We start from the raw sequence: 19,814 nt of genomic DNA on the forward strand, positions 1-19,814 counted from the left end.
CTCCCACCCCCCTCCATCGGGCCGGCCCTCCCGGCGGGCCTCCTCCGGGCGGTCCGGGGGAGGACCCGGACCGTGGCTCGGGTGCGCCGGGCGCACCGGGGGAGTGGGCGCCCCCAGGGAAGCGGGGGAGGGGAAGGCTCGGCCCCCGGGAGCGTGGGCTCACCGGAGTTTGTCCGGGAGGTGCGCGGGAACTCCGGCTCTTCTGCGACACATGGCCGGAGTTGCCAGGTGGCTCCGGCCCCGCTCCCGGGGAGGAGGTCTCGGCTGTGAGCCGGTCCCGCATTGTGATCGTCGGAGCTGGATTCGCCGGATACCAGGCGGCGCGAACTCTTTCACGTACGCTCCCGCGCACGCTCCGTGGCGCCGTGGAGATCGTGCTGGTGAACCCCAACGACTACTTCCTCTATCTGCCGCTGCTTCCCGAGGTCGCCTCCGGCGTGCTGGAGCCGCGGCGGGTCTCCGTCTCGCTGGCGGGCACCCTGCCAGGCGTACGGCTCGTACTCGGCGAGGTGGGAGAGGTCGACTTCGACCGCCGCCGGCTGCGGTACGTGGACCCCGAGGGGCGCTCGGGAGAGCTGGGCTACGACAGGCTCCTGCTGACGGTCGGCAGCGTCAACAAGCTGCTGCCGATTCCCGGGGTCGCCGAACACGCGCACGGTTTCCGCGGCATGCCCGAGGCCCTGTATCTGCGGGACCACATCAACCGGCAGCTCGCCTTGGCGGCGGCCTGTGACGACCCGGAGGAGGCCGCGGCGCGCCGCACTTTCGTCGTCGTGGGCGCCGGCTACACGGGCACCGAGGTCGCGGCGCACGGCCAGATGTTCACCGACTCGCTGGCCCGGCAGCACAGCCGCGGCGCACGCCGGTCCGAGGCGGATGGCGCCCACGCCGACGGGACACCCCGCTGGATGCTGCTCGACCTCGCCCCGCGCGTCCTTCCTGAGCTGGACAAACGCCTGTCCGACACCGCTCACCGGGTGCTGCGGAAACGCGGTGTGGACGTACGGACCCAGATGTCGGTGAAGGAGGCGACCAGCGAGGGTGTGCTCCTCAGTGACGGTGAGTTCATCCCCACTCGCTCGCTGATCTGGTGCGTGGGCGTGCGCCCGGACCCGCTGGTGAAGGACCTGGGGCTGGAGACCCAGCAGGGGCGGCTCATGGTCGACGAGTACCTGCGGGTGCCCGGCCGGCCGGACGTCATGGCCTGCGGTGACGCGGCGGCGGTGCCCGACCTGACGCGGCCGGGAGAGATCACTCCCATGACCGCCCAGCATGCGGTGCGGCAGGGGAAGGTCGCGGGACGCAACCTCGCGGCTTCCCTCGGTTACGGCGCGTCCCGTCCCTACAAGCATCACGATCTCGGCTTCATGGTCGACCTCGGTGGCGTGCAGGCTGCCGCGAACCCGCTGCGCGTGCCCCTCTCCGGGCCGCTCGCCAACCTGGTGACGCGCGGCTATCACCTCGCCTCCATGCCGGGGAACCGGATCCGCGTGCTGGCGGACTGGGCGCTGGACGCGGTGCTGCCGAGGCAGGCGGCCCAGCTGGGGCTGGTGCGTTCCTGGTCCGTACCGCTGGAGTCGTCGTCCCCCGAGGTGGCGCGGACACCCGTGCCGTGAACCGGCGAACGCGCCCGCGCTCCGCGGCCCCATGGCCGCCGGCAATCCGACTCCAGGGACGGAACAGGCGGAACCGGAACAGGCGCAGCCGGCAGCGGGGTGGACGGAACGGGTGGTGGCGTCCCTACGGGACTGCCGGGGCGTTGTCGGGGGATTGTCGACGGTGGTCAGTGGTCTGTCGGTGATCTGTCGACAGCGGACGGGAGAGTGGAACTCGTCGGCGCCGGACAACACGGCGCCGGCCAGCACCGACGCATCGTCCCGACGTACTGGAACGGCGCTCCCGGCGGGAACCGCCAGGCGCCCGCCCAGGGGGCCAGGATCAGGAAGAAAGTCCCATGACCACTGATGTCACCATCATCGGCGCCGGGCTCGGCGGCCTCACGCTCGCCCGCGTCCTGCACCTCCACGGCATATCGGCCACGGTCTACGAGGCCGAGTCGTCACCGACGGCCCGTTCGCAGGGCGGGATGTTCGACATCCACGACTACAACGGGCACATCGCCCTCGAAGCCGCCGGCCTGATGGACGAGTTCCGTGGTCTCATTCTCGAGGGCCGCCAGGCACTGCGGGTCCTCGACCCGGACGGGACGCTCCTGTTCGAGCAGGCCGACGACGGCACAGGGGGACGTCCCGAGGTGCTGCGCGGCGAGCTGCGACAGGTCCTGCTCGACTCGCTCCCGGCCGGCACCGTCCGGTGGGGGCACAAGGTCAGCGGTACCCGTGGCCTCGGAAACGGGCGTCATGAGGTGACTTTCGCCGACGGCTCCACGCTCACCACCGGCCTGCTGGTCGGCGCGGACGGCGCGTGGTCGCGCGTCCGGCCGCTGCTCTCCGGCGTCACACCCGAGTACGTCGGCAAGTCGGTTGTCGAGACCTATCTCTTCGACGCCGACACCCGGCACCCGGCCGTCGCGAAGGTGGTCGGAAGCGGGGCGATGATCGCGCAGAAGGAGGGCAGGGAGATCTTCGCTCACCGGGAGCGGGGGGACACTCTGCACACCTATGTCGGGCTGGCGGAGCCTCGGGAGTGGTTCGCCGCCATCGATTTCGACGATGCCGCCGAGGCCGCCGCGCGGGTCGCGAAGGAGTTCGAGGGCTGGGCACCGGAACTCACCGCGCTGATCACCGACGGCGACGTCCCGCCGGTCCTGCGCCCTCTCTACGCCCTGCCGGCCGGGCACCGGTGGGACCGGGTGCCCGGGGTGACCCTGCTCGGTGACGCGGCCCACCTGGCGGCCCCGAACGGTGAAGGCGCCAACCTGGCCATGCTCGACGGCGCCGAACTCGGCAAAGCTCTCGCGGCGCACCCCGGCGACGTCGAGGCCGCGCTCACCGCACACGAGCAGGCCATGTTCCTCCGTTGCGCCGAGGTCGCCCTCGAAACTGTCGAGGGCCATGGGACCGACTCCGACAAGACGGCCCAGGGCCTGATCGCCGCGGTCGGCCGGGACGAGCAGTCGCGCTAGGGGACTGACGAGCAGCCCCGGTCAGGGGGGCTGACGAGTGGTCCCGCTAGTGCGTGACGAGTGGTTCCGGCAGGGCGTTCGCCGGAGCTGTTCGTCACCTGGCGGGCTTCGGGGCATCGGCGGCGCCCGGTCTCACCAGGAGCGTCCGCCGTACTGCCCCGTGACGCGGACTGGCGGCAGGTACTCGCGCACGAACGTGCGGTGCCACCAGGCGCCCGTCCGCCGCCGCTCCTCCCGCGTCGTGAAGCGGTAGCGGTACAGGAGGGCACGCACGTGTGTGGGCGGCTGCTGCGGGAAGGGGTTGGTGCGCAGCAGCCGCAGGGTGGCCCGGTCGTTGACCAGGAGCCGTTCCAGCAGGGGTTCGAACCAGCCGCGGGTGTAGGCGGGGGAGAGCGCGGCGAACCACATCTGCCAGTCCAGACGCAGGTGGTAGGGCGCGAACTGGCGCGGCAGCCGCCTCACGTCACCCGGCTTGCCCTTGAACTCGTACTCGTGCCACACAGTCTCAGGGGTGAGCCGTTCCTCGTCCGTGCCCTCCAGGACGATCTCCTGGCGCACGCGGGTCACGCTCCCGAAGGCGCCGTAGGTGTTGACGAGGTGGAGGGAGTTGAACGAGCGGTTCATCTGCTGCGTCCTGCTGACCAGGTTCCGTGCGGGCCAGTAGCTCAGTACGGCGACCAGGAGGCAGGCCGCGCAGACGACGACGCCGAACCACAGCGGGGCGGGGTCGAGGGCGGGGGTGCCGGCGAGCGGCGAGAGGTCCACGGCCGCGAACGCGAGGACGATGGTCAGCCAGTTGAGCCAGGAGAAGTTGCCCGACAGCACGAGCCACAGCTGCGTCACGATGATCAGTCCCGCCGCGATGCTCGCCACGGGCTGCGGGAAGAAGAGCCCGAACGGGACGATGAGCTGGGCCACATGGTTGGCGGCCACCTCCACCCGGTGCAGCGGCTTGGGGAGGTGGTGGAAGAACCAGCTGAGCGGGCCGGGCATCGGCTGAGTCTCGTGGTGGTAGTAGAGACAGGTCAGATCGCGCCAGCAAGCGTCACCGCGCCACTTGATCAGTCCCGCGCCGAACTCCACCCGGAACAGCAGCCAGCGCATCAGCCACAGCGTCAGCACGGGCGGGCTCGTCTCCGCGTTGCCCAGGAAGACCGCGAGGAAGCCCGCCTCCAGCAGCAGCGACTCCCAGCCGAAGCTGTAGAAGATCTGCCCCACGTTGACGAACGAGAGGTAGAGGAACCACAGCAGCGCCCACATCACCATCGACGCCCACAGCGGGACGGCGTCCGCGGCCCCCGCCACCACCGCGGCGGACAGGACGACGCCCGCCCAGGCACAGGCTCCCGTGACCCGGTCGTCGCACCGCCAGTGGAAGAGGCTCGGGGAGGCACGGAACGGCACGCGCCGCACGAAGGCGGTTGCCGGCAGCAGTCCGTGCTCGCCGAGCAGCGGACGGAACTGCGTCGCCGCGGAGAGGAAGGCGACGAGATAGACGACGGCCAGCGCCCGCTGGAGGACCAGTCGGCTCAGTTCGTACCCGGGGGCCGAGAACCACGGCGTGAACCACTCCATGGCGGCCATGGGTACCACCCGCGACCCGTCCGCACACCGCCGCACGCTCCCGTCAGAGGGCAGGAGAGAGGGGAGGGCAGATGAGTGCCACGGCGGGGAGGGGAGCGCCGTGGCCGGGGGGGTGAGCCGCCGCGGCTGGTTTCCGCGGGCTCGGCGGAGGGGCGCGTGGCGGGCTGGCTACGGTAGGCGCATGACCATCCGTGTGCTCCTCGTCGACGACGACGCCCTGGTACGCGCCGGGCTCAGGCTGATGCTCGACGGCACCCCGGACATCACGATCGTGGGCGAGGCGGCGGACGGCGGCCAGGTGGTGCCGCTGGCCGACGAGCACCGCCCGGACGTCGTCCTGATGGACATCCGGATGCCGACCGTGGACGGCCTCACCGCCACCGAGACCCTCCGCCGGCGCGAGCGGGCACCCGAGGTCGTCGTGCTGACCACCTTCCATGCCGACGCTCACGTGCTGCGCGCACTGCGGGCCGGAGCCGCCGGGTTCCTGCTGAAGGACACGCCCCCGGCCGAGATCCTCTCCGCCGTACGGAAGGTGGCGTCGGGGGAGCCCGTCCTCTCGCCCGCCGTCACCCGGCAGCTCATCCAGCACGTCACACCCGCCGGGTACGACAGCCGCCGCGCCCGTGCCCGGGACGCCCTCGCCGTGCTCGGCGAACGGGAACGCGAGGTCGCTCTCGGCGTGGGGCGCGGCCGGACCAACGCCGAGATCGGGGCGTCGCTCTACATGAGCGTGCCGACCGTCAAGACGCACGTCTCCCGCATCCTGACCAAGCTGGACCTCAACAACCGGGTCCAGATCGCGCTCCTCGTCCACGACGCGGGCCTGCTGGAGGAAGCCGGGGCGGGCGAGGACTGAGACTGCCCATCGGCCCGGCGACCCACTGGCCCACCGGCTCGGCGGCCCACCGGCCTGTCGGCCCGTCCGGCCGCACGGGAATCCATGGCGCTGTGAGACGTTGCACCAGGTGTGACTTCCACACGTCGGTTCCCGGTACCTCTCTCCATCCTCGACCGGTCGCTCACTCGTGAGGGTGAGCACCCCGGCCAGGCGCTGCGTGAGACGGTCCGCTTCGCGCAGCAGGCGGAGGAACTGGGGTACCTCCGCTTCTGGGTCTCCGAGCACCACGCCGTCCCCGGCATCGCGGGGTCCGCGCCGACCGTCCTGGCGGCGGCGGTGGCCTCCGCCACGTCACGTATCCGGGTCGGCACCGGCGGTGTGATGCTCCCCAACCACCAGCCGCTGGTGGTCGCGGAGCAGTTCGGCGTGCTGGAGTCGCTGTTCCCGGGACGGATCGACATGGGCCTCGGGCGTTCCGTCGGCTTCACCGACGGCATACGCAAGGCGCTGCGGGTCGGCAAGGACGCGGCGGACGGGTTCAGCGACCAGATCGCGGAACTGCTCGGCTACTTCGCCGGTACGGGCCTCGTCCACGCCCGCCCCGCGGAGGGCCTGCGGGTACCGCCGTTCGTCCTCGCGGTCGGCTCCGGCGCGTCCGTGGCCGCCGCGCACGGGCTCCCCCTGGTCATCGGTGCCGCGCGCGACGAGCGGCGGACACGTGAGGCCGTCGAGACCTACCGCGCCGCCTTCCGGCCGCGCGGGGCCCACGAGACCGGCCTGCCGGGCACGGGCGTCCCTCCCGCCGGCTCGCCGTACGTCGTCGTCGCGGTGAACGCCGCCGCCGCCGCGACCCGGGAGGAGGCCGAGCTGCTCCAGCTCCCCGAGGCCTGGTCCACGGCCGTCTCCCGTACCAGGGGGACCTTCACGCCGCTTCTGCCGCCCGAACAGGTTCTCGGACGCACGATGAGCGAGAAGGAGCGTGCCGCCTTCGACGAGGCCCGGCAGTCGCAGCTGCGCGGCACAGCGGCGGAGGTGACCGAGGCGCTGGCGGGGCTCGTGGAGCGCACGGGCGCCGACGAGGTGCTGCTGACGCTCAACACCTACGACCCCGCACAGCGCCTCGACTCGTATCGCCGCCTGGCCGAAGCCACCGGTCCGGCCGAGAACCGCCCCACCCCGGCGCCCGCCTCCTGAAGCCGTGCCGGGCGGACCGCGGTCCTCATCCCTGCCGGCCCGGCAGCTGCCGCTTCAGGATCTTGCCCATGTCGTTGCGCGGCATGGCGTCCAGGAACCGCACCTCGCGGGGGCGCTTGTGCGGGGCGAGCCGGGCCGCGACCAGCTCCGCCAGCTCCTGCTGCGTCGGAGGCTGCTGCCCGGAGGCCGGGACGATCCACGCGACGACGCGCTCTCCGAGGTCGTCGTCGGGCTCGCCGGCCACGGCCGCCTCGGCGACCGCCGGATGGCCGAGGAGCACGTTCTCGATCTCCCCCGCGCCGATCTTGTAGCCGCCGCTCTTGATCAGGTCGGTGGCCTTCCGGCCGACGAGGCGCACGGAGCCGTCGGTGTCCCACGTGGCCATGTCACCGGTACGGAACCAGCCCCCGTCGAAGGCCTCGGTGGTGGCGTCGGGGCGGTTGAGGTACTCGGTGAACAGGTTCGGCCCCCGCACCTGCAGCTCACCGACCGTCTCGGTGTCCTCGGCGGGGACGCGCTGCCCCGCGTCGTCCACCAGACGGATATCCACGTCGCGCAGCGGTACCCCGACCGTGCCCGGCCGGGAGCTTCCCCCAGGGCGCACGCTGGTGTTCATCAGGGTCTCGGTCATCCCGTACCGCTCGATCACCCGCTGGCCGGTGGCCGCCGTGATCCTTTCGTGGTCATGGAGCGGCAGCGCGGCCGAGCCGGAGACCAGCAGCCGCGCGGCCGCCAGCGCCCGCACCAGATCGGGGTCGCTCGCACACGCGTCCGCGAGCCGGTGGTACATCGTCGGCACCCCGAACAGCATCGTGCCGCCGCTCGCCAGCTCCCGTGCCACACCCTGCGGGGTGAAGCGGCCCAGGTGGCGCAGGGTGCCGCCGCGGCGCAGCGGACCGAGCACGCCCAGGATCAGCCCGTGGACATGGAACAGCGGCAGGCCGTGCACCAGGACGTCGTCCGCCGTCCACTGCCAGGCCTCCTCCAGCGCGTCCAGATTGCTGGCCAGGGCGCGGCGGGAGAGCACCACGCCCTTGGGCGGGCCGGTGGTGCCGGAGGTGTAGACGATGAGCGCGGCCGTTTCCGCATTGGGCTCGGTCGGCAGGAGCCCGGCCTCCGGCACCGGTTCGGCGGACAGGCCGATGTCCGTGCGCGGCAGCGGCGCCAGCTGCTCCGGAAGCTCCACGCCGGGCTCGGCCAGCACCATCCCGGGCGCGCTGTCCGTGATGATGTGCGCCAGCTCGCTCTCGCCGCTCTTCGGGTTGACCGGGACGACGGGCACACCGGCCAGCAGCCCGGCCACCACGCCGACCGCGGTCTCCAGGCTGGGCGTCGCCCAGACCGCCACCGGGGCCGCGCGCTCCAGCCGGGCGGCCACACCGGTCGCGGCGGCGGCCAGCTCACGGTAGCTGAGCGCCCGGTCACCGAAGCGCAGAGCCGTGTGCGAGGACGCGCTGTGCAGGGCGGGGAAGAGCAGGGACACCCGGACTCCTTCGTGATCTTCGGCCTCTCGGACCGCCAGCATCTCACCCGGCCCCGGGCCGGCGGGGGTGGCGGGGGCGGGGTGGGGCGGAGAGGAGAGGAAAGGAGAGGAGAGGAGAGGAGAGGCGCGAGGAGCGGTGCCGGAGACAACGACGGAGCCCGTCCCGGGATCGGCACTCAAGACGCCGCTGCCTCCGGGAATGCCGCCCCGAGACGCGCAAGCCGCTGGAATGTCGCATTCCAGCGGCTTGCCCGCTTCCGGTCCTCCGGGGAGTACGAAGGAGCGGCCGGGGGACGGCGCGTGTTGTCACACCTACGAGCCCGTGGCGCGCGGGAACAGGGAGGTGAACGCGGAGACCGGGTCGTCCAGGCCCCGGGCGAAGGGCGCGTCGAAGTGCCACACCAGGAAGAGCAGGAAGGCGATCAGCGCGCTGAAGATCCAGGCCAGCACCAACTCCCTTCCCGAGCGCTGGATCTGCAGGGCGAAGAGCATGCCGATCGAGACGACGGCCCCCGCGTACAGTCCGATCCACACCACGCCCGGCATCGTCGGCTCCGCGCTCTCCCCACGCGCCGTGCGCGCGGTGTCGGCCTCGGCTACCTGATCGACCAGGGCTTGGTACGACTGGGCCTGCCGCGTGGTCTTCGGCTCGTATGACGTCACGTCCTCGCGCACCCGGGCGAGCATCTTCGCGCCCCGGTCGGTGAGTTCGCCGTGGTCGACCATGTGGGGCCACTCGGTCTTCACGGTGTAGCGCACGTACGCGTCGATGTCGTCACGCACCCGCTTCCGCTCCTCGGCGGGGTACACCTGCACGCGTTCCCTCACCTCGTGCAGTGCCTGGGCCTCCTGCGTCACGGCGGCGTCCGCGGAGTTGCGCGCCTCCCACACTCCCGCGATGGCGAGGCCCAGCACGATGGCGTAGACCACACCGATCATCATCGTCATGTACTCGATCACGTCCGGCGTCTCGGACGGATCCTCGCCACCGGAGCGCCGGCGTCTGAGAACGACCACGGAGAGGACCACCAGACAGGCGGCGACCAGAACGAGGACCAGCACGAGCCATTCGGACAACGGGGCCTCCAGAGAACACGAGAGACGGATGGGGAATGGGGGATGGGATGAGGGATGGGAAGCGGGGCGGGGACGCGGGCGGGACGGCAGTGCCGCGCGGCGCGGACGGCGGCGGACCCGGTCCGGCCCCGATGAACGGTGGACGATGGACGGCCGGGTGGTGCGCGTCCGGGCGAGGCGGGGCCGGGTCAGCCGCCCGTGCCCGGGGCTTCACCGGATGCTCCGGACGCCGCCGACCGCCCAGTGCTCGAACGCGGTCGCAGCGCGGCAGCCGCCAGCACGGCGGGGGCGACGATCAACAGCGTGCGCGTGACCATCGACATGCTGCCGTCCGGCTGTTGCCGCTCGGGCGTCGGCTGGTGCGGAGCCGCCAGGAGGCTGCGGGACGGTGAGGGCGAAGGCTCCGGTGAGGAGGGCGAGGGCTTCTGCGCGGGAGGCCGAGCCGATGGCCGCTCCGGGCGCGGAGGGCGATGCGGCGCGTCCCGTACGGGCGCCGGCTCCGGTGCCGCCGGTGCGGGGGCGATGGACGGACCGGGCGCGGAGCCGGAGGGTGAAGGCGGCGGGGGAGCGGGCTTTGAAGGCGTCGGTGTCGGGGACGGCGTCGGCGTCGGTTCCGGCGGCGTGGGTGTGGGAGTCGGTGTGGGGCTGGGGGGCGGTGTCGGGTGCGGAGGAGGGGGTGGGCACGGCCAGTGCCCGTCGGAGAGGTGCACGATGACGCCGTCCGCGGTCGCAACGTCCAGCGTGGCACCCCGGCAGCAGTGGTGGTGGCCGGCCGCGGCCTCCACATGCGCGCCGTCCGCGTGCGCGGACAGATGTGCCCCCTCGCCGGAGCCCGGCCGCCGAGCGGCACCGGCCGGACTGGGTCCCTGTTCGCCGGCACGGCGCGGAGTCGCGGCTGACGTGGCCGACGAGTCGGATGCGACGGACCCGGTGGGTGCGAGTGAGGCCGCGCCGTCCACAGCTGATCGCGCGGGGGCGTCGGCTGCCGCGAGCGACGAGGAGCCGTACTGGTCCGACGCGGGCACGGCAGCGGAGGACATGCCGAGCGCCGCGCCGGCCCCCGTCGTGCCGAGAGCGGCACAGACGGCCGCCGCCGCTGTCAGCGTCCGCCGTCCGGCACGCCTTCTGGGCTGCCCGCTGTCCCGTTGTCGCTCGCGGTCCCGTTGCTGCACATGCCGAGCATGAGGGGCCTGTGCCCTGGACAGAAGCCTTCTGGCCGGTAGTCACACGATGGGCTGAAGTGTTTGCGTACTCGGTCGGGTGTACGCGCGAACACCGTTGCGGCGGGCCGGTGTTGGCGGGCTCGCCACGTCTCGTGGTCCGGGCGTTGCCGACCCCTCGGCTTCGGGCGGGTCAGGCGGGTGCCCGCGCGGATCCCGGGCGGGCGCGGGCCTCGGTCAGGCGAGTGTCGAGAGTGCCCGGCTGCGGGACAGGCCCGGGATCCGCCGGCGCGGTCGGCCGTCTCACTGGGCCTTGACGAACTCCATGTAACGTGCCCAGTCCCAACCCGGCCCGGGGTCGGTGTGATCGGCGCCCGGCACCTCGTTGTGGCCGATGATGTGCTGACGGTCCACCGGGATGCCGTGGCGGCGGCAGACGTCCGCGGTCAGGGCGGCGGATGCCTCGTACATGGCGTCCGTGAACCACGTGTCGGGATCGTCGATCCAGCCCTCGTGCTCGATGCCGACGCTGCGGGTGTTGTAGTTCCAGTTGCCCGCGTGCCAGGCCACGTTCTTCTCGCGCACGACCTGGGCGACGTGGCCGTCCACGGACCGTACGACGTAGTGGGAGGAGACGGCCTTGGCGGGGTTCTGGAAGATGGCGAGCGTGTCGTCGTAGTACTCCTGTGTGACGTGGACGACCACGAAGTCGATCGGGTACTGCGTCGGGCGGTCCGCGACCGTGTAGTTGGACCGCGAAGCCGGTACCCACTCCGCCTCGGGGTAGTCGACCGCGAGCGGTCTTCTGGAGCCCGCCGTAGCGGGGTTGCCCGCCATGAGGGAGGCGCCTGTGAGTCCTGCCGCGAGCGTGAGGCCCGCGCCGCCGCGCAGCAGAGTGCGGCGCGAGGGGAGCGAAGGGCGCGCGGACGGGGACACGGTGTGCTGGCGTGCTGAGTCCATCGGGTCTCCCAGTGGGGGGAAGAGGGTGGGGTCAATGGGGGCACGAACATGACAACCTGACGTGCGTCGCCGATGCTTGACGCGCGTTGATGATGGCAGTCGCCGGAAGGGCTGCCAAGAGTCGTCGGAGAGTGCCATTGGAGCGACCTGTGACCGGGTGAGGGCATGAGCGGCCCGAGCCCGCGGGACGGAGACCGGGCGGCGCCGGACGGTCCCGGCCGAGGTGTGCCGGGCGGGCCGTGCGGGTACGTGCACTCATCCCACGGTGGTGCCCGCGTAGGACAGCGGATCGTCCAGTACCACGCGGACGGCGGCATGGGCGGCGCCCAGCAGCGGACCGTCCGCGCCCAGTCCGGAGACCAGCAGCGCGGGCGGCTCCCCGGGAGCGGCCGTACGCTCGGTCAGCTCCCTCTCCAGGGCCGGGCGCAGCCAGGGGGCGAAGCGGGCCAGCGCTCCCCCGAGGACCAGGGCGCCGGGATCGAGCAGACTGACCGCCCCGGCCAGCGCGATGCCCAGAGCCGTGCCCGCCTCTTCCAGCGCCGCTCTCGCTCCGGTGCCTCCGTGCGCGGCCTGCTCCGAGAGCGCCGCGAGGGCGGCGTGCCTGGGGCTCTCAGGAGCGATCCCGGCGGCGCGCAGCAGGGCCACCTCACCCGCGTACTGTTCCAGGCAGCCGCTCCCTCCGCAGGCGCAGTCCGGGCCCTCCGGACGCACCGGCACATGACCGAGTTCGCCCGCGAAGCCACGGTTCCCGCGCAGGAGTTCGCCTTCCAGTACCACGGCGGCACCGATGCCGACCTCGGCGGAGACGTGCACGAAGTCACGGGGCACCCGGTCGCTGTCCAGCCACAGTTCCGCGAGGGCGCCGAGGTTCGCCTCGTTGTCCACGGTCAGCGGCAGGGGCGCCGCCCCCTCCGCCACCCCCGCGCCCTGGAGAGCGGGGGCGAGGTCGATGTCGTACCAGCCGAGGTTCGGCGCCCGGACGACCGTGGTGGTCCCCCGGGCGACCAGGCCCGGCACCGCCACGGCGAGCCCGGCCGGGTGCAACCCGAGCGCGCGGGCCCGCGCGGCCACCTCGTCCACCAGGGCCCGCAGCCGGGCGAGGACCTGACCTGGTGAGATGCCCAGCCTGTGGGTAATCGCGGTGCAGTTCCGCCCATGGGAAACCGCGGTGCTGTTCCGCCGGTGGGCATCTGATGCACCGTTCCGTCCCTGCGAAACCGCACCACCGTCCCGTCCGAGGGAATCCGGCGTATCGCCTCGCCCTTCCGCACCCGGTGCGCCGGTCCGGTCGTCGGACTCCAGCCGGACGCGTGCGCGCACCTGACCGCGCGTGTCGACGGCGCAGACGGCGAGATGGTCCACGCCGATCTCCGCCCCGAGCCCGCACGGCCCGCTGTCCGTCAGCGCCAGTGCGGTACCGGGGCGGCCGGGGCCGCCGCCGGGCGGCGTGGGGCCCTGCTCGGTCAGCAGACCGGCGTGCAGCAGTTCGTCCACGAGGGTGGACACCGCGGCACGGGTCAGACCCAGCCGCACGGCGACGGCCGCCCGGGAAGACGGCCCCTGTTCCGCGATCGCGTACAGCACGCGGGACAGGTTGCGCTTGCGTATCTCCCTTTGCGAACCGGGCGCGTGACCTGCCATGGAGCGGGCTCCTTCGGTGCGAACAGGTGCCGTCCCGGCCGTCGGGTCGTTGCGGTGCCTGTATGCGCCGAGTGGGGTGCGGCGGGGGCGGTCGGTGTGCGGGACGGGGGTGGCGGCTCGGAGGGTCAGTGCGGTCGGGCCAGCAGCGTCCGTGCCCCGTCGAGCGTGTCGGAGAGGCGGGCGAGCGCTGCCTCGTCCCGTTCGACGGGTTCGTACGAGGAACCGTCGGCGGTGCGCCAGCGCCGGGCCACGGCGGACGGGTCCTCACCGAGCAGCAGTCCCGCGGCCTGGGCCGCGGCCCCCAAGGCCACCAGTTCCTGGGCCCGCGGCACCTGGACGGCGCGCCCGGACAGCCGTCGCACGGTCTCCCTCCAGGCCACTCCCTTGGCACCGCCGCCGATCAGGAGCAGCGGTGCGTCACCGGGGCTCTCTCCCGTCTCGGCCAGCACGAGATCGAGCGCCCGCAGGAGCGCGAACACGGCGCCGTCATAGGCGGCCTGGAGCACCTGGCCACCCGTGGTGGCGTGCTGCAGCCCGGTCAGCAGTCCCGTCGCGTAAGGGAGGTCGGGAGTGCGCTCACCGTCCAGGAAGGGCAGCGCGGTGACCCGGCCGCCCGGCTCCACGTCTTCCCGGTCACGGGAGAGCAGCGCGGCCATCCGGTCCACGGCCAGGGTGCAGTTGAGCGTGCAGGCCAGCGGCAGCCATCCCGTGCGGGCGTCGGCGAACCCCGCAACGGTCCCGGTCGGATCGGTTGGGCGGCGTGTGGAGACCGCGTACACCGTGCCCGAGGTGCCGAGGCTGACGACGGGCTGGCCGGGCAGCAGGCCCAGACCGAGTGCCGCCGCCATGTTGTCACCGGTACCGGTGGCCACGAGCGTTCCCGGGGTGAGGAAACCGTCCTCCGCCTCCCGCACGGTGCCCGCGGCCTCGCCCGCCGACATGACCGGGGGCAGCAGCGCGGGATCGAGCCCGGCGAGCCGCAGGATCTCCTTGTCGTAGGACTCGGTCGAAGAGGCCCACCAACCGGTGCCCGACGCGTCGCCCCGGTCCGTGCACGCACGTCCTGTCAGCCGCTCGGTCAGGAAGTCGTGCGGCAGCCGGACCGCGGCCGTGGCCCGGGCCGACTCCGGCTCGTTCTCGCGCAGCCACGCCCACTTGGTGACGGTGAAGGCCGGCGGGGGCACGCTGCCCACGCGCCGGGCCCACGCCTCGGGACCACCGAGGTCGGCCACCAGGCGGTCGCGCTGCGGTGCGGAGCGTACGTCGTTCCACAGCAGGGCTTCCCGCACGGGACGGCCGTCCGCGTCCAGCGTCACCAGGCCGTGCTGCTGTCCGGCGACGGAGACGGCGGCGGCCTCACCGGCGGCCCGTCCGCACTGTCCCACCGCCGTACGGAGCGCCTGCCACCACTCCTCGGGGTCCGACTCGCGGCGGTCGCCGGGGGAGACGGTGTGGGGTGCCTGTCCCCGGGCGACCACCTGGCCCGTCGCGGCGTCCACCACGAGAGCCTTGGTGGACTGCGTGGAGCTGTCGACTCCGATGACGAGCGGCCCTTCCGGTGCGGCCATGGGCTGCCGATCCCTTCCCTCGCTGCCGGTGCTGCGCGCATACTAATTTGTCAACGGCCATGACGAATAGCTCCGCGCGGTCTCCTACAGGCGTCCGACCGGACGGTGACACGTCTGCCCGGACAGTGACACGTCCGCCTGAGCGGTGACGCGTCCGCCCAGGCGGTGTCGCGGTCGGCCGCGGCAGCGGCAGTCGCTCCCTGAGAGAGGCACGAGGACACCGGCGGGGCACAGCGCGCGGGAGAGGACAGCAGATGAGCTACGAGCCCGTACCGGCGGACAAGTTCAGCTTCGGCCTGTGGACGGTGGGCTGGCAGGGCCGTGACCCGTTCGGCGACGCCACCCGGGCCCCCCTCGACCCCGTCGAGTCGGTGCACCGCCTCTCCGAGCTGGGGGCGTACGGAGTGACGTTCCACGACGACGACCTCATTCCGTTCGGAGCCCCCGAAGGCGAGCGGGAAGCGCACGTCAAGCGGTTCCGTCAGGCCCTCGACGCGACCGGCATGACGGTTCCCATGGCGACGACCAACCTGTTCACCCACCCCGTCTTCAAGGACGGCGCCTTCACCGCCAACGACCGCGACGTACGGCGCTTCGCCCTGCGCAAGACGATGCGGAACATCGACCTGGCCGCCGGACTGGGCGCCCGCACCTACGTGGCCTGGGGCGGCAGGGAAGGCGCCGAATCCGGGGCCGCCAAGGACGTGAGGGCCGCCCTCGACCGGATGAAGGAAGCCTTCGACCTGCTCGCCCAGTACGTCACCGAGCAGGGCTACGACCTGCGTTTCGCGCTGGAGCCCAAGCCCAACGAGCCGCGCGGCGACATCCTGCTGCCGACCGTCGGCCATGCGCTGGCCTTCATCGAACGCCTGGAGCGCCCCGAACTCTTCGGCGTCAACCCGGAGGTGGGGCACGAGCAGATGGCGGGGCTCAACTACCCGCACGGGATCGCCCAAGCACTGTGGGCGGGCAAGCTCTTCCACCTGGACCTCAACGGCCAGTCCGGCATCAAGTACGACCAGGACCTGCGCTTCGGCGCGGGTGACCTGCGTGCTGCCTTCTGGCTGGTCGACCTGCTGGAGAGCAGCGACTACGACGGGCCGCGCCACTTCGACTTCAAGCCTCCGCGCACGGAGGACACCGACGGGGTATGGGCTTCCGCCGCGGGATGCATGCGCAACTACCTCATCCTGCGCGAGCGTGCGGCAGCCTTCCGTGCCGACCCGGCCGTGCGGGAAGCACTGCGGGCCTCGCGACTCGACGAGCTGGCGCGACCCACCCTCGATCCCGGTGAGACCCCCGGCGCGCTGCTGGCCGACCGCGGCGCCTACGAGGACTTCGACGTCGCGGCGGCGGCCGGCCGCGGCATGGCCTTCGAGCACCTCGATCAGCTGGCCATGGACCACCTGCTGGGTGTCTGAAGCCCTGCTCCGGCCGACCGGGAGGGCCCGCCCACACGGGAAGCGGGCCCTCCGGCTCCCACAGGGAGCACGAGGTTCCGGCGGCGCCGGCAGCCATGGAGGCCGCGGCTCAGCGCCGTGCGGCGGCCTCCTCCGCGCCGACCACCACGGGAAGCCCGAATTTCTCGAAGAGCGCGTCCCCGAAGAACGCGCCGACGTGGGCGACCTGGCCGTCCCGCAGAGTGAGCACCTGGAGGTGGAACGGCCGGTAGGTGCCGTCCTCCCGCAGGTTGTACAGGCCGAACGCCGGCTGGCCGTTGGCCGAGGCCGGCAGCATGAGGCCCTCGTCGCGTCCGATGGGGCACTGGGCGCCGATGAGGCGCACGATGTCCTCCCGGCCGCGGAACCACTGCTCGAACGGAGGCATCTCCCAGACGGCGTCCTCCTTGAAGAGGTCGATGATCGCGGTCACGTCCGAGCGCTCGAACGCCGCCGCGTACCGGTCCAGCAGCTCCCGTGAGGCCGGATCGGTGGGCTCCGCCAGCTCCTCCTCCACCGGCGCGACCCGCTCCAACTGGGCGCGGGCCCGTTGCAGCGCGCTGTTGACGCTCGCCGTCGTCGTGTCGAGCAGCTCGGCGACCTCGGCCGCCCGCCACTTGAGCACATCACGCAGCAGCAGGACGGCGCGCTGCCGGGCGGGGAGGTGCTGGAGCGCGGCCACCAGCGCCAGCCGCATGGACGAGCGGTCCACCACGACCGAAGCCGGATCGCTCGGGGCCGACGCGCCCGAGAACATCGCGTCCGGGATCGGCTCCAGCCAGGGCACCTCCGGGGCCTGCGTCACCGGGCGTTCCGGGTCGTCGCTGGGCGCGCCCAGACCGGAGGGCATCGGGCGCCGGCCCCGCTGCTCGATGGCGGTCAGACAGGCGTTGGTGGCGATGCGGTACAGCCAGGTGCGCAGGGAGGACCTGCCCTCGAAGCGGTCGCCGGACCGCCACGCCCTCAGGTAGGTGTCCTGCACCAGGTCCTCGGCGTCGTGCACCGAGCCCATCATTCGGTAGCAGTGCGCCAGCAGTTCGTTGCGGTACGGCTTCGCCTGCTCCAGCAGTTCCTCCGCGGTGCCGGGGGTCCGGCCCGCGGGAGCGTCCGCCGTGCGGGGGCTGTCTGCCATCGTCGTTGCCTTTCGTCTGCTCCGGCCACCCGGCGGCGCCGGCGAACACGCGAAGTCGGTGAGACCTACGAATGTAGAGGGAGGGTCTGACAGCCTGCCCTCTCGACGGCAGCGGACGGAGGCATTCCCCCGCGACGGCCCCAGGACGACTCCTCGTAGGGGCCACCCCGGCCCCTACGGCGGCCCCTCCAGCGGCGCCGAGGGGGACTCCGGCGCCGGAGACCCCTCCAGGACGTCCGCCGCGGCCGGATCCAGCACCCGGGCGAGGAAGGCCCGGGTCCGCGCGTGACTCGGATCGACCACGACCCGTTCGGGCGGCCCCTCTTCGACGACGACACCCCCGTCCATGAAGATGACCCGGTCGGCGACCTCCCGGGCGAAGCTCATCTCGTGGGTGACCACCAGCATGGTCATCCCCTCGTCCGCCAGCGCGCGCATCACCGCGAGCACGTCGCCGACCAGCTCAGGGTCCAGCGCCGAGGTCGGCTCGTCGAACAGCATCAGCTCAGGCCCCATGGACAGGGCACGGGCTATCGCCACCCGCTGCTGCTGCCCGCCGGACAGCTGCGCGGGGTAGCTGTCCGCCTTCTCCGTCAGTCCGACGCGGCGGAGGTTGCGCCGGGCCACCTCCTCCGCCTCCGCCTTGCCGCGTCCCAGGACGCGGCGCTGCGCGATGGTCAGGTTCCCCAGCGCGGTCAGGTGCGGAAAGAGGTTGAACGCCTGGAAGACCATGCCGATACGGCGCCGTACCCGGTCGATGTCCACCTCCGGGTCGGTCACCTCCGTCCCGGCGACCCGCACCCGGCCCGAGGTGGGCTCCTCCAGGAGGTTCACACAGCGCAGCAGCGTGGACTTCCCCGACCCCGACGGGCCGATGACGCAGACCACCTCGCCGCGCCGCACGGTGATGTCGATGCCGCGGAGCACCTCCAGCGCACCGAAGGACTTGCGCAGCCCCTCGATCTCGATGGCCGCCGTGCCGTCCTGGGGAGACCTCCCGGCCACCTTCGCACCGGTCGGGCCGTCACCGGTCGTACCGCTCATGCCGCTCACCTCGCCCTCGCCGTACGGGCTTCCAGGCGCCGCACCAGGTGGCCCAGGGGCAGCGTGATGACCAGGTAGAAAAGCCCCGCTATCAGGATGGGTGTGAGGCTGTGGTGCTGATTGAGCGCGTCCCGGCCGAACTTGGCCAGCTCGTACTGGTCCATCGACAGTCCCAGCAGGTAGACGAGAGAGGAGTCCTTGGTGAGCAGGATGAGTTCGTTGGCCAGCGGCGGCAGCACGATGCGGAACGCCTGCGGGATGACGATGGAGACCATGGCGCGGGAGGACGACATGCCCAGCGAGCGGGCTGCCTCCGTCTGCCCCTTGGGGACGGCCTGGATGCCCGCCCGGATGGTCTCCGCCATGTAGGCCGCTCCCACCAGCCCGAGCGCCAGCATGACCGTCACGTACTGGTCGATGGAGACCTCGAAGGCCAGCGGGACGCCGAAGCCCAGAGCGATGAACACCAGCAGCGCCGGCACGCCGCGGAAGAACTCGATATAGGCGATCGCCAGCCAGCGGTAGGGCGGTACCCGCGACAGCCGCATCAACGCCAGCAGCAGGCCCAGAGCCAGCCCGAAGGTGAAGCCGAGCACGGTGTAGACAACCGTGTTGACCAACGCCGTCGTCACGACGTCCGGGAACTGTTCCTTGGCCACCTCGACGTCGAAGAACGCGCGCCGCAGCTCGCCCCAGTCCGCCGCGAACGCGACGACGAGGACCAGGAGGACCAGAACGCCGTACTGCGCGGAGCGGACAGCACGGGCACGGCCGGTGCGGCTCACTTCGCCGGCTCCTTGCCGAACCACTTCTTGTAGATCCGGTCGTACCGCCCGTCGGCCCTGGCCTTCTTGAGCGTCTTGTTGATCTGTTCGCGCAGTGCGTCGTTGCCGGTGCGCACGCCGATGCCGTACTGCTCTCCGGTGTCGAACTCGGTGGTCACCCGGGTGTCCGGGTTCTTCTTGGCGTAGTCGTACAGCACGCCGTTGTCGTTGATGCCCGCGTCCACCTTGCCGGTCTTGACGGCGGTCAGGAGGAGGCCGAGATCCTCGTACTGGCGGGTCTTGACGCCCTTGGCGTGCTTCTTGGCGTACTCCTCGCCGGTCGTCGACTGCTGGACGCCCAGCTCCTTGCCCTTGAGGTCGTCGAGCGAGTCGTAGCCTTTGCCCTTCTTGACCAGCAGAGCCTGGGTGGCCTCGAAGTAGGAATGGGAGAAATCGAGGTTCTTCTCCCGCACCGGCGTGATCGTCATCCCGGCGGCGGCAAGGTCGCACTTGCCCGTGTTCAGATCCTCTCCGGACTGGATGCCCTCGAAGGGCGTGTCCACGATCTCCTGCTCGACCTTGAGGTCCTTGGCGACCAGATCCACGAGGTCCACGTCGAACCCGACAACCTCTTTGCCCTTCTTGAACTGGAAGGGCATGTAGGGAAGGTGGGTGCAGGTGGTCAGTTTCCCCGAGTGGGCCAACTGCACCTTGCCACCGCTGCCACCGGAGGTCTTGGTGCTGGAACAGGCGGTGGCCGCGGTCAGTACGGCGGCAGCCAGAGCGGCTGTCAGAGAGATGCGGGAAATCCCGTGCTGTCGCTTACGCGCGGATCGTGCGGA

Annotated in this window: 16 protein-coding genes; 5 read left to right on the forward strand and 11 right to left on the reverse strand. The window is 72.0% G+C overall.

Going from position 1 to position 19,814, the window contains the following annotated elements; genetic code table 11:
• The first annotated feature begins 266 nt into the window (after positions 1 to 266).
• Positions 267 to 1,616 (forward strand): FAD-dependent oxidoreductase, encoded by a 1,350-nt coding sequence (locus FM076_RS29460; RefSeq protein ID WP_173873895.1) that lies wholly within the window; start codon positions 267 to 269, stop codon positions 1,614 to 1,616.
• Between the two features lie 338 nt (positions 1,617 to 1,954).
• Positions 1,955 to 3,085 (forward strand): FAD-dependent oxidoreductase, encoded by a 1,131-nt coding sequence (locus FM076_RS29465; RefSeq protein WP_173873896.1) that lies wholly within the window; start codon positions 1,955 to 1,957, stop codon positions 3,083 to 3,085.
• 132 nt (positions 3,086 to 3,217) lie between these two features.
• Here the strand turns inward: FM076_RS29465 and FM076_RS29470 are convergent, their stop codons facing one another.
• Positions 3,218 to 4,669 (reverse strand): lipase maturation factor family protein, encoded by a 1,452-nt coding sequence (locus FM076_RS29470; RefSeq protein WP_428815096.1) that lies wholly within the window; start codon positions 4,667 to 4,669, stop codon positions 3,218 to 3,220.
• Positions 4,670 to 4,850: 181 nt separating this feature from the next.
• Between FM076_RS29470 and FM076_RS29475 the strand changes: the two genes are divergently transcribed.
• Both FM076_RS29475 and FM076_RS29480 read left to right on the forward strand, forming a co-directional pair.
• Positions 4,851 to 5,528 carry a response regulator transcription factor gene (locus tag FM076_RS29475; RefSeq protein ID WP_173873897.1) on the forward strand — a complete coding sequence of 226 codons (678 nt, stop codon included), beginning with the start codon at positions 4,851 to 4,853 and terminating at the stop codon, positions 5,526 to 5,528.
• A 111-nt stretch (positions 5,529 to 5,639) separates the two neighbouring features.
• A complete protein-coding gene (locus tag FM076_RS29480; protein ID WP_173873898.1) occupies positions 5,640 to 6,704 on the forward strand; it encodes an MsnO8 family LLM class oxidoreductase in 1,065 nt (354 codons plus the stop codon).
• A gap of 25 nt (positions 6,705 to 6,729) precedes the next feature.
• On the opposite strand, the gene FM076_RS29485 is transcribed toward FM076_RS29480, so the two are convergent.
• From FM076_RS29485 to xylB, 6 genes are all read right to left on the reverse strand, one after another.
• On the reverse strand, positions 6,730 to 8,187 hold the full coding sequence (locus FM076_RS29485; RefSeq protein WP_345945314.1) for an acyl-CoA synthetase: 1,458 nt from the start codon (positions 8,185 to 8,187) through the stop codon (positions 6,730 to 6,732).
• A 312-nt stretch (positions 8,188 to 8,499) separates the two neighbouring features.
• Positions 8,500 to 9,264, reverse strand: a complete 765-nt coding sequence (locus FM076_RS29490; protein WP_173873900.1) for a DUF4239 domain-containing protein — start codon at positions 9,262 to 9,264, stop codon at positions 8,500 to 8,502.
• A gap of 210 nt (positions 9,265 to 9,474) precedes the next feature.
• Entirely contained in the window at positions 9,475 to 9,948 is a 474-nt protein-coding gene (locus FM076_RS29495; RefSeq protein ID WP_173867899.1) for a hypothetical protein, read from the reverse strand.
• 779 nt (positions 9,949 to 10,727) lie between these two features.
• A complete protein-coding gene (locus tag FM076_RS29500; protein WP_173873901.1) occupies positions 10,728 to 11,384 on the reverse strand; it encodes an N-acetylmuramoyl-L-alanine amidase in 657 nt (218 codons plus the stop codon).
• A 255-nt stretch (positions 11,385 to 11,639) separates the two neighbouring features.
• Complete coding sequence (locus FM076_RS29505; protein ID WP_173873902.1) at positions 11,640 to 13,025, reverse strand: ROK family transcriptional regulator; 1,386 nt, start codon at positions 13,023 to 13,025, stop codon at positions 11,640 to 11,642.
• Positions 13,026 to 13,150: 125 nt separating this feature from the next.
• Complete coding sequence (xylB, locus tag FM076_RS29510) at positions 13,151 to 14,593, reverse strand: xylulokinase (protein ID WP_173873903.1); 1,443 nt, start codon at positions 14,591 to 14,593, stop codon at positions 13,151 to 13,153.
• Positions 14,594 to 14,847: 254 nt separating this feature from the next.
• Between xylB and xylA the strand changes: the two genes are divergently transcribed.
• Entirely contained in the window at positions 14,848 to 16,014 is a 1,167-nt protein-coding gene (gene xylA, locus FM076_RS29515) for a xylose isomerase (RefSeq protein WP_173873904.1), read from the forward strand.
• Positions 16,015 to 16,123: 109 nt separating this feature from the next.
• Here xylA and FM076_RS29520 read toward each other — a convergent pair whose 3' ends face one another.
• From FM076_RS29520 to FM076_RS29535, 4 genes are all read right to left on the reverse strand, one after another.
• Positions 16,124 to 17,164: a sigma-70 family RNA polymerase sigma factor gene (locus FM076_RS29520; RefSeq protein ID WP_173873905.1), complete on the reverse strand. Its 1,041-nt coding sequence runs from the start codon at positions 17,162 to 17,164 to the stop codon at positions 16,124 to 16,126.
• Positions 17,165 to 17,338: 174 nt separating this feature from the next.
• Positions 17,339 to 18,208, reverse strand: a complete 870-nt coding sequence (locus FM076_RS29525) for an amino acid ABC transporter ATP-binding protein (RefSeq protein WP_243274669.1) — start codon at positions 18,206 to 18,208, stop codon at positions 17,339 to 17,341.
• Between the two features lie 5 nt (positions 18,209 to 18,213).
• On the reverse strand, positions 18,214 to 18,993 hold the full coding sequence (locus tag FM076_RS29530) for an ABC transporter permease subunit (protein ID WP_173873906.1): 780 nt from the start codon (positions 18,991 to 18,993) through the stop codon (positions 18,214 to 18,216).
• Positions 18,990 to 19,772, reverse strand: a complete 783-nt coding sequence (locus FM076_RS29535) for a transporter substrate-binding domain-containing protein (RefSeq protein ID WP_173875093.1) — start codon at positions 19,770 to 19,772, stop codon at positions 18,990 to 18,992. The genes FM076_RS29530 and FM076_RS29535 overlap by 4 nt, the downstream gene beginning before the upstream one ends.
• Positions 19,773 to 19,814 lie beyond the last annotated feature (42 nt).

The organism is Streptomyces albus subsp. chlorinus (assembly GCF_013302895.1).
Lineage (GTDB): Bacteria > Actinomycetota > Actinomycetes > Streptomycetales > Streptomycetaceae > Streptomyces > Streptomyces chlorinus.

What these genes read in the sequence shown, in the direction of transcription:
- FM076_RS29465 (WP_173873896.1), top strand. Translation starts at nt 1,955, where the DNA reads ATGACCACTGATGTCACCATCATCGGCGCCGGGCTCGGCGGCCTCACG.
- FM076_RS29470 (WP_428815096.1), bottom strand. Translation starts at nt 4,669, where the DNA reads ATGGCCGCCATGGAGTGGTTCACGCCGTGGTTCTCGGCCCCCGGGTAC.
- FM076_RS29475 (WP_173873897.1), top strand. Translation starts at nt 4,851, where the DNA reads ATGACCATCCGTGTGCTCCTCGTCGACGACGACGCCCTGGTACGCGCC.
- FM076_RS29500 (WP_173873901.1), bottom strand. Translation starts at nt 11,384, where the DNA reads ATGGACTCAGCACGCCAGCACACCGTGTCCCCGTCCGCGCGCCCTTCG.
- FM076_RS29505 (WP_173873902.1), bottom strand. Translation starts at nt 13,025, where the DNA reads ATGGCAGGTCACGCGCCCGGTTCGCAAAGGGAGATACGCAAGCGCAAC.
- xylB (WP_173873903.1), bottom strand. Translation starts at nt 14,593, where the DNA reads ATGGCCGCACCGGAAGGGCCGCTCGTCATCGGAGTCGACAGCTCCACG.
- xylA (WP_173873904.1), top strand. Translation starts at nt 14,848, where the DNA reads ATGAGCTACGAGCCCGTACCGGCGGACAAGTTCAGCTTCGGCCTGTGG.
- FM076_RS29520 (WP_173873905.1), bottom strand. Translation starts at nt 17,164, where the DNA reads ATGGCAGACAGCCCCCGCACGGCGGACGCTCCCGCGGGCCGGACCCCC.
- FM076_RS29525 (WP_243274669.1), bottom strand. Translation starts at nt 18,208, where the DNA reads ATGAGCGGTACGACCGGTGACGGCCCGACCGGTGCGAAGGTGGCCGGG.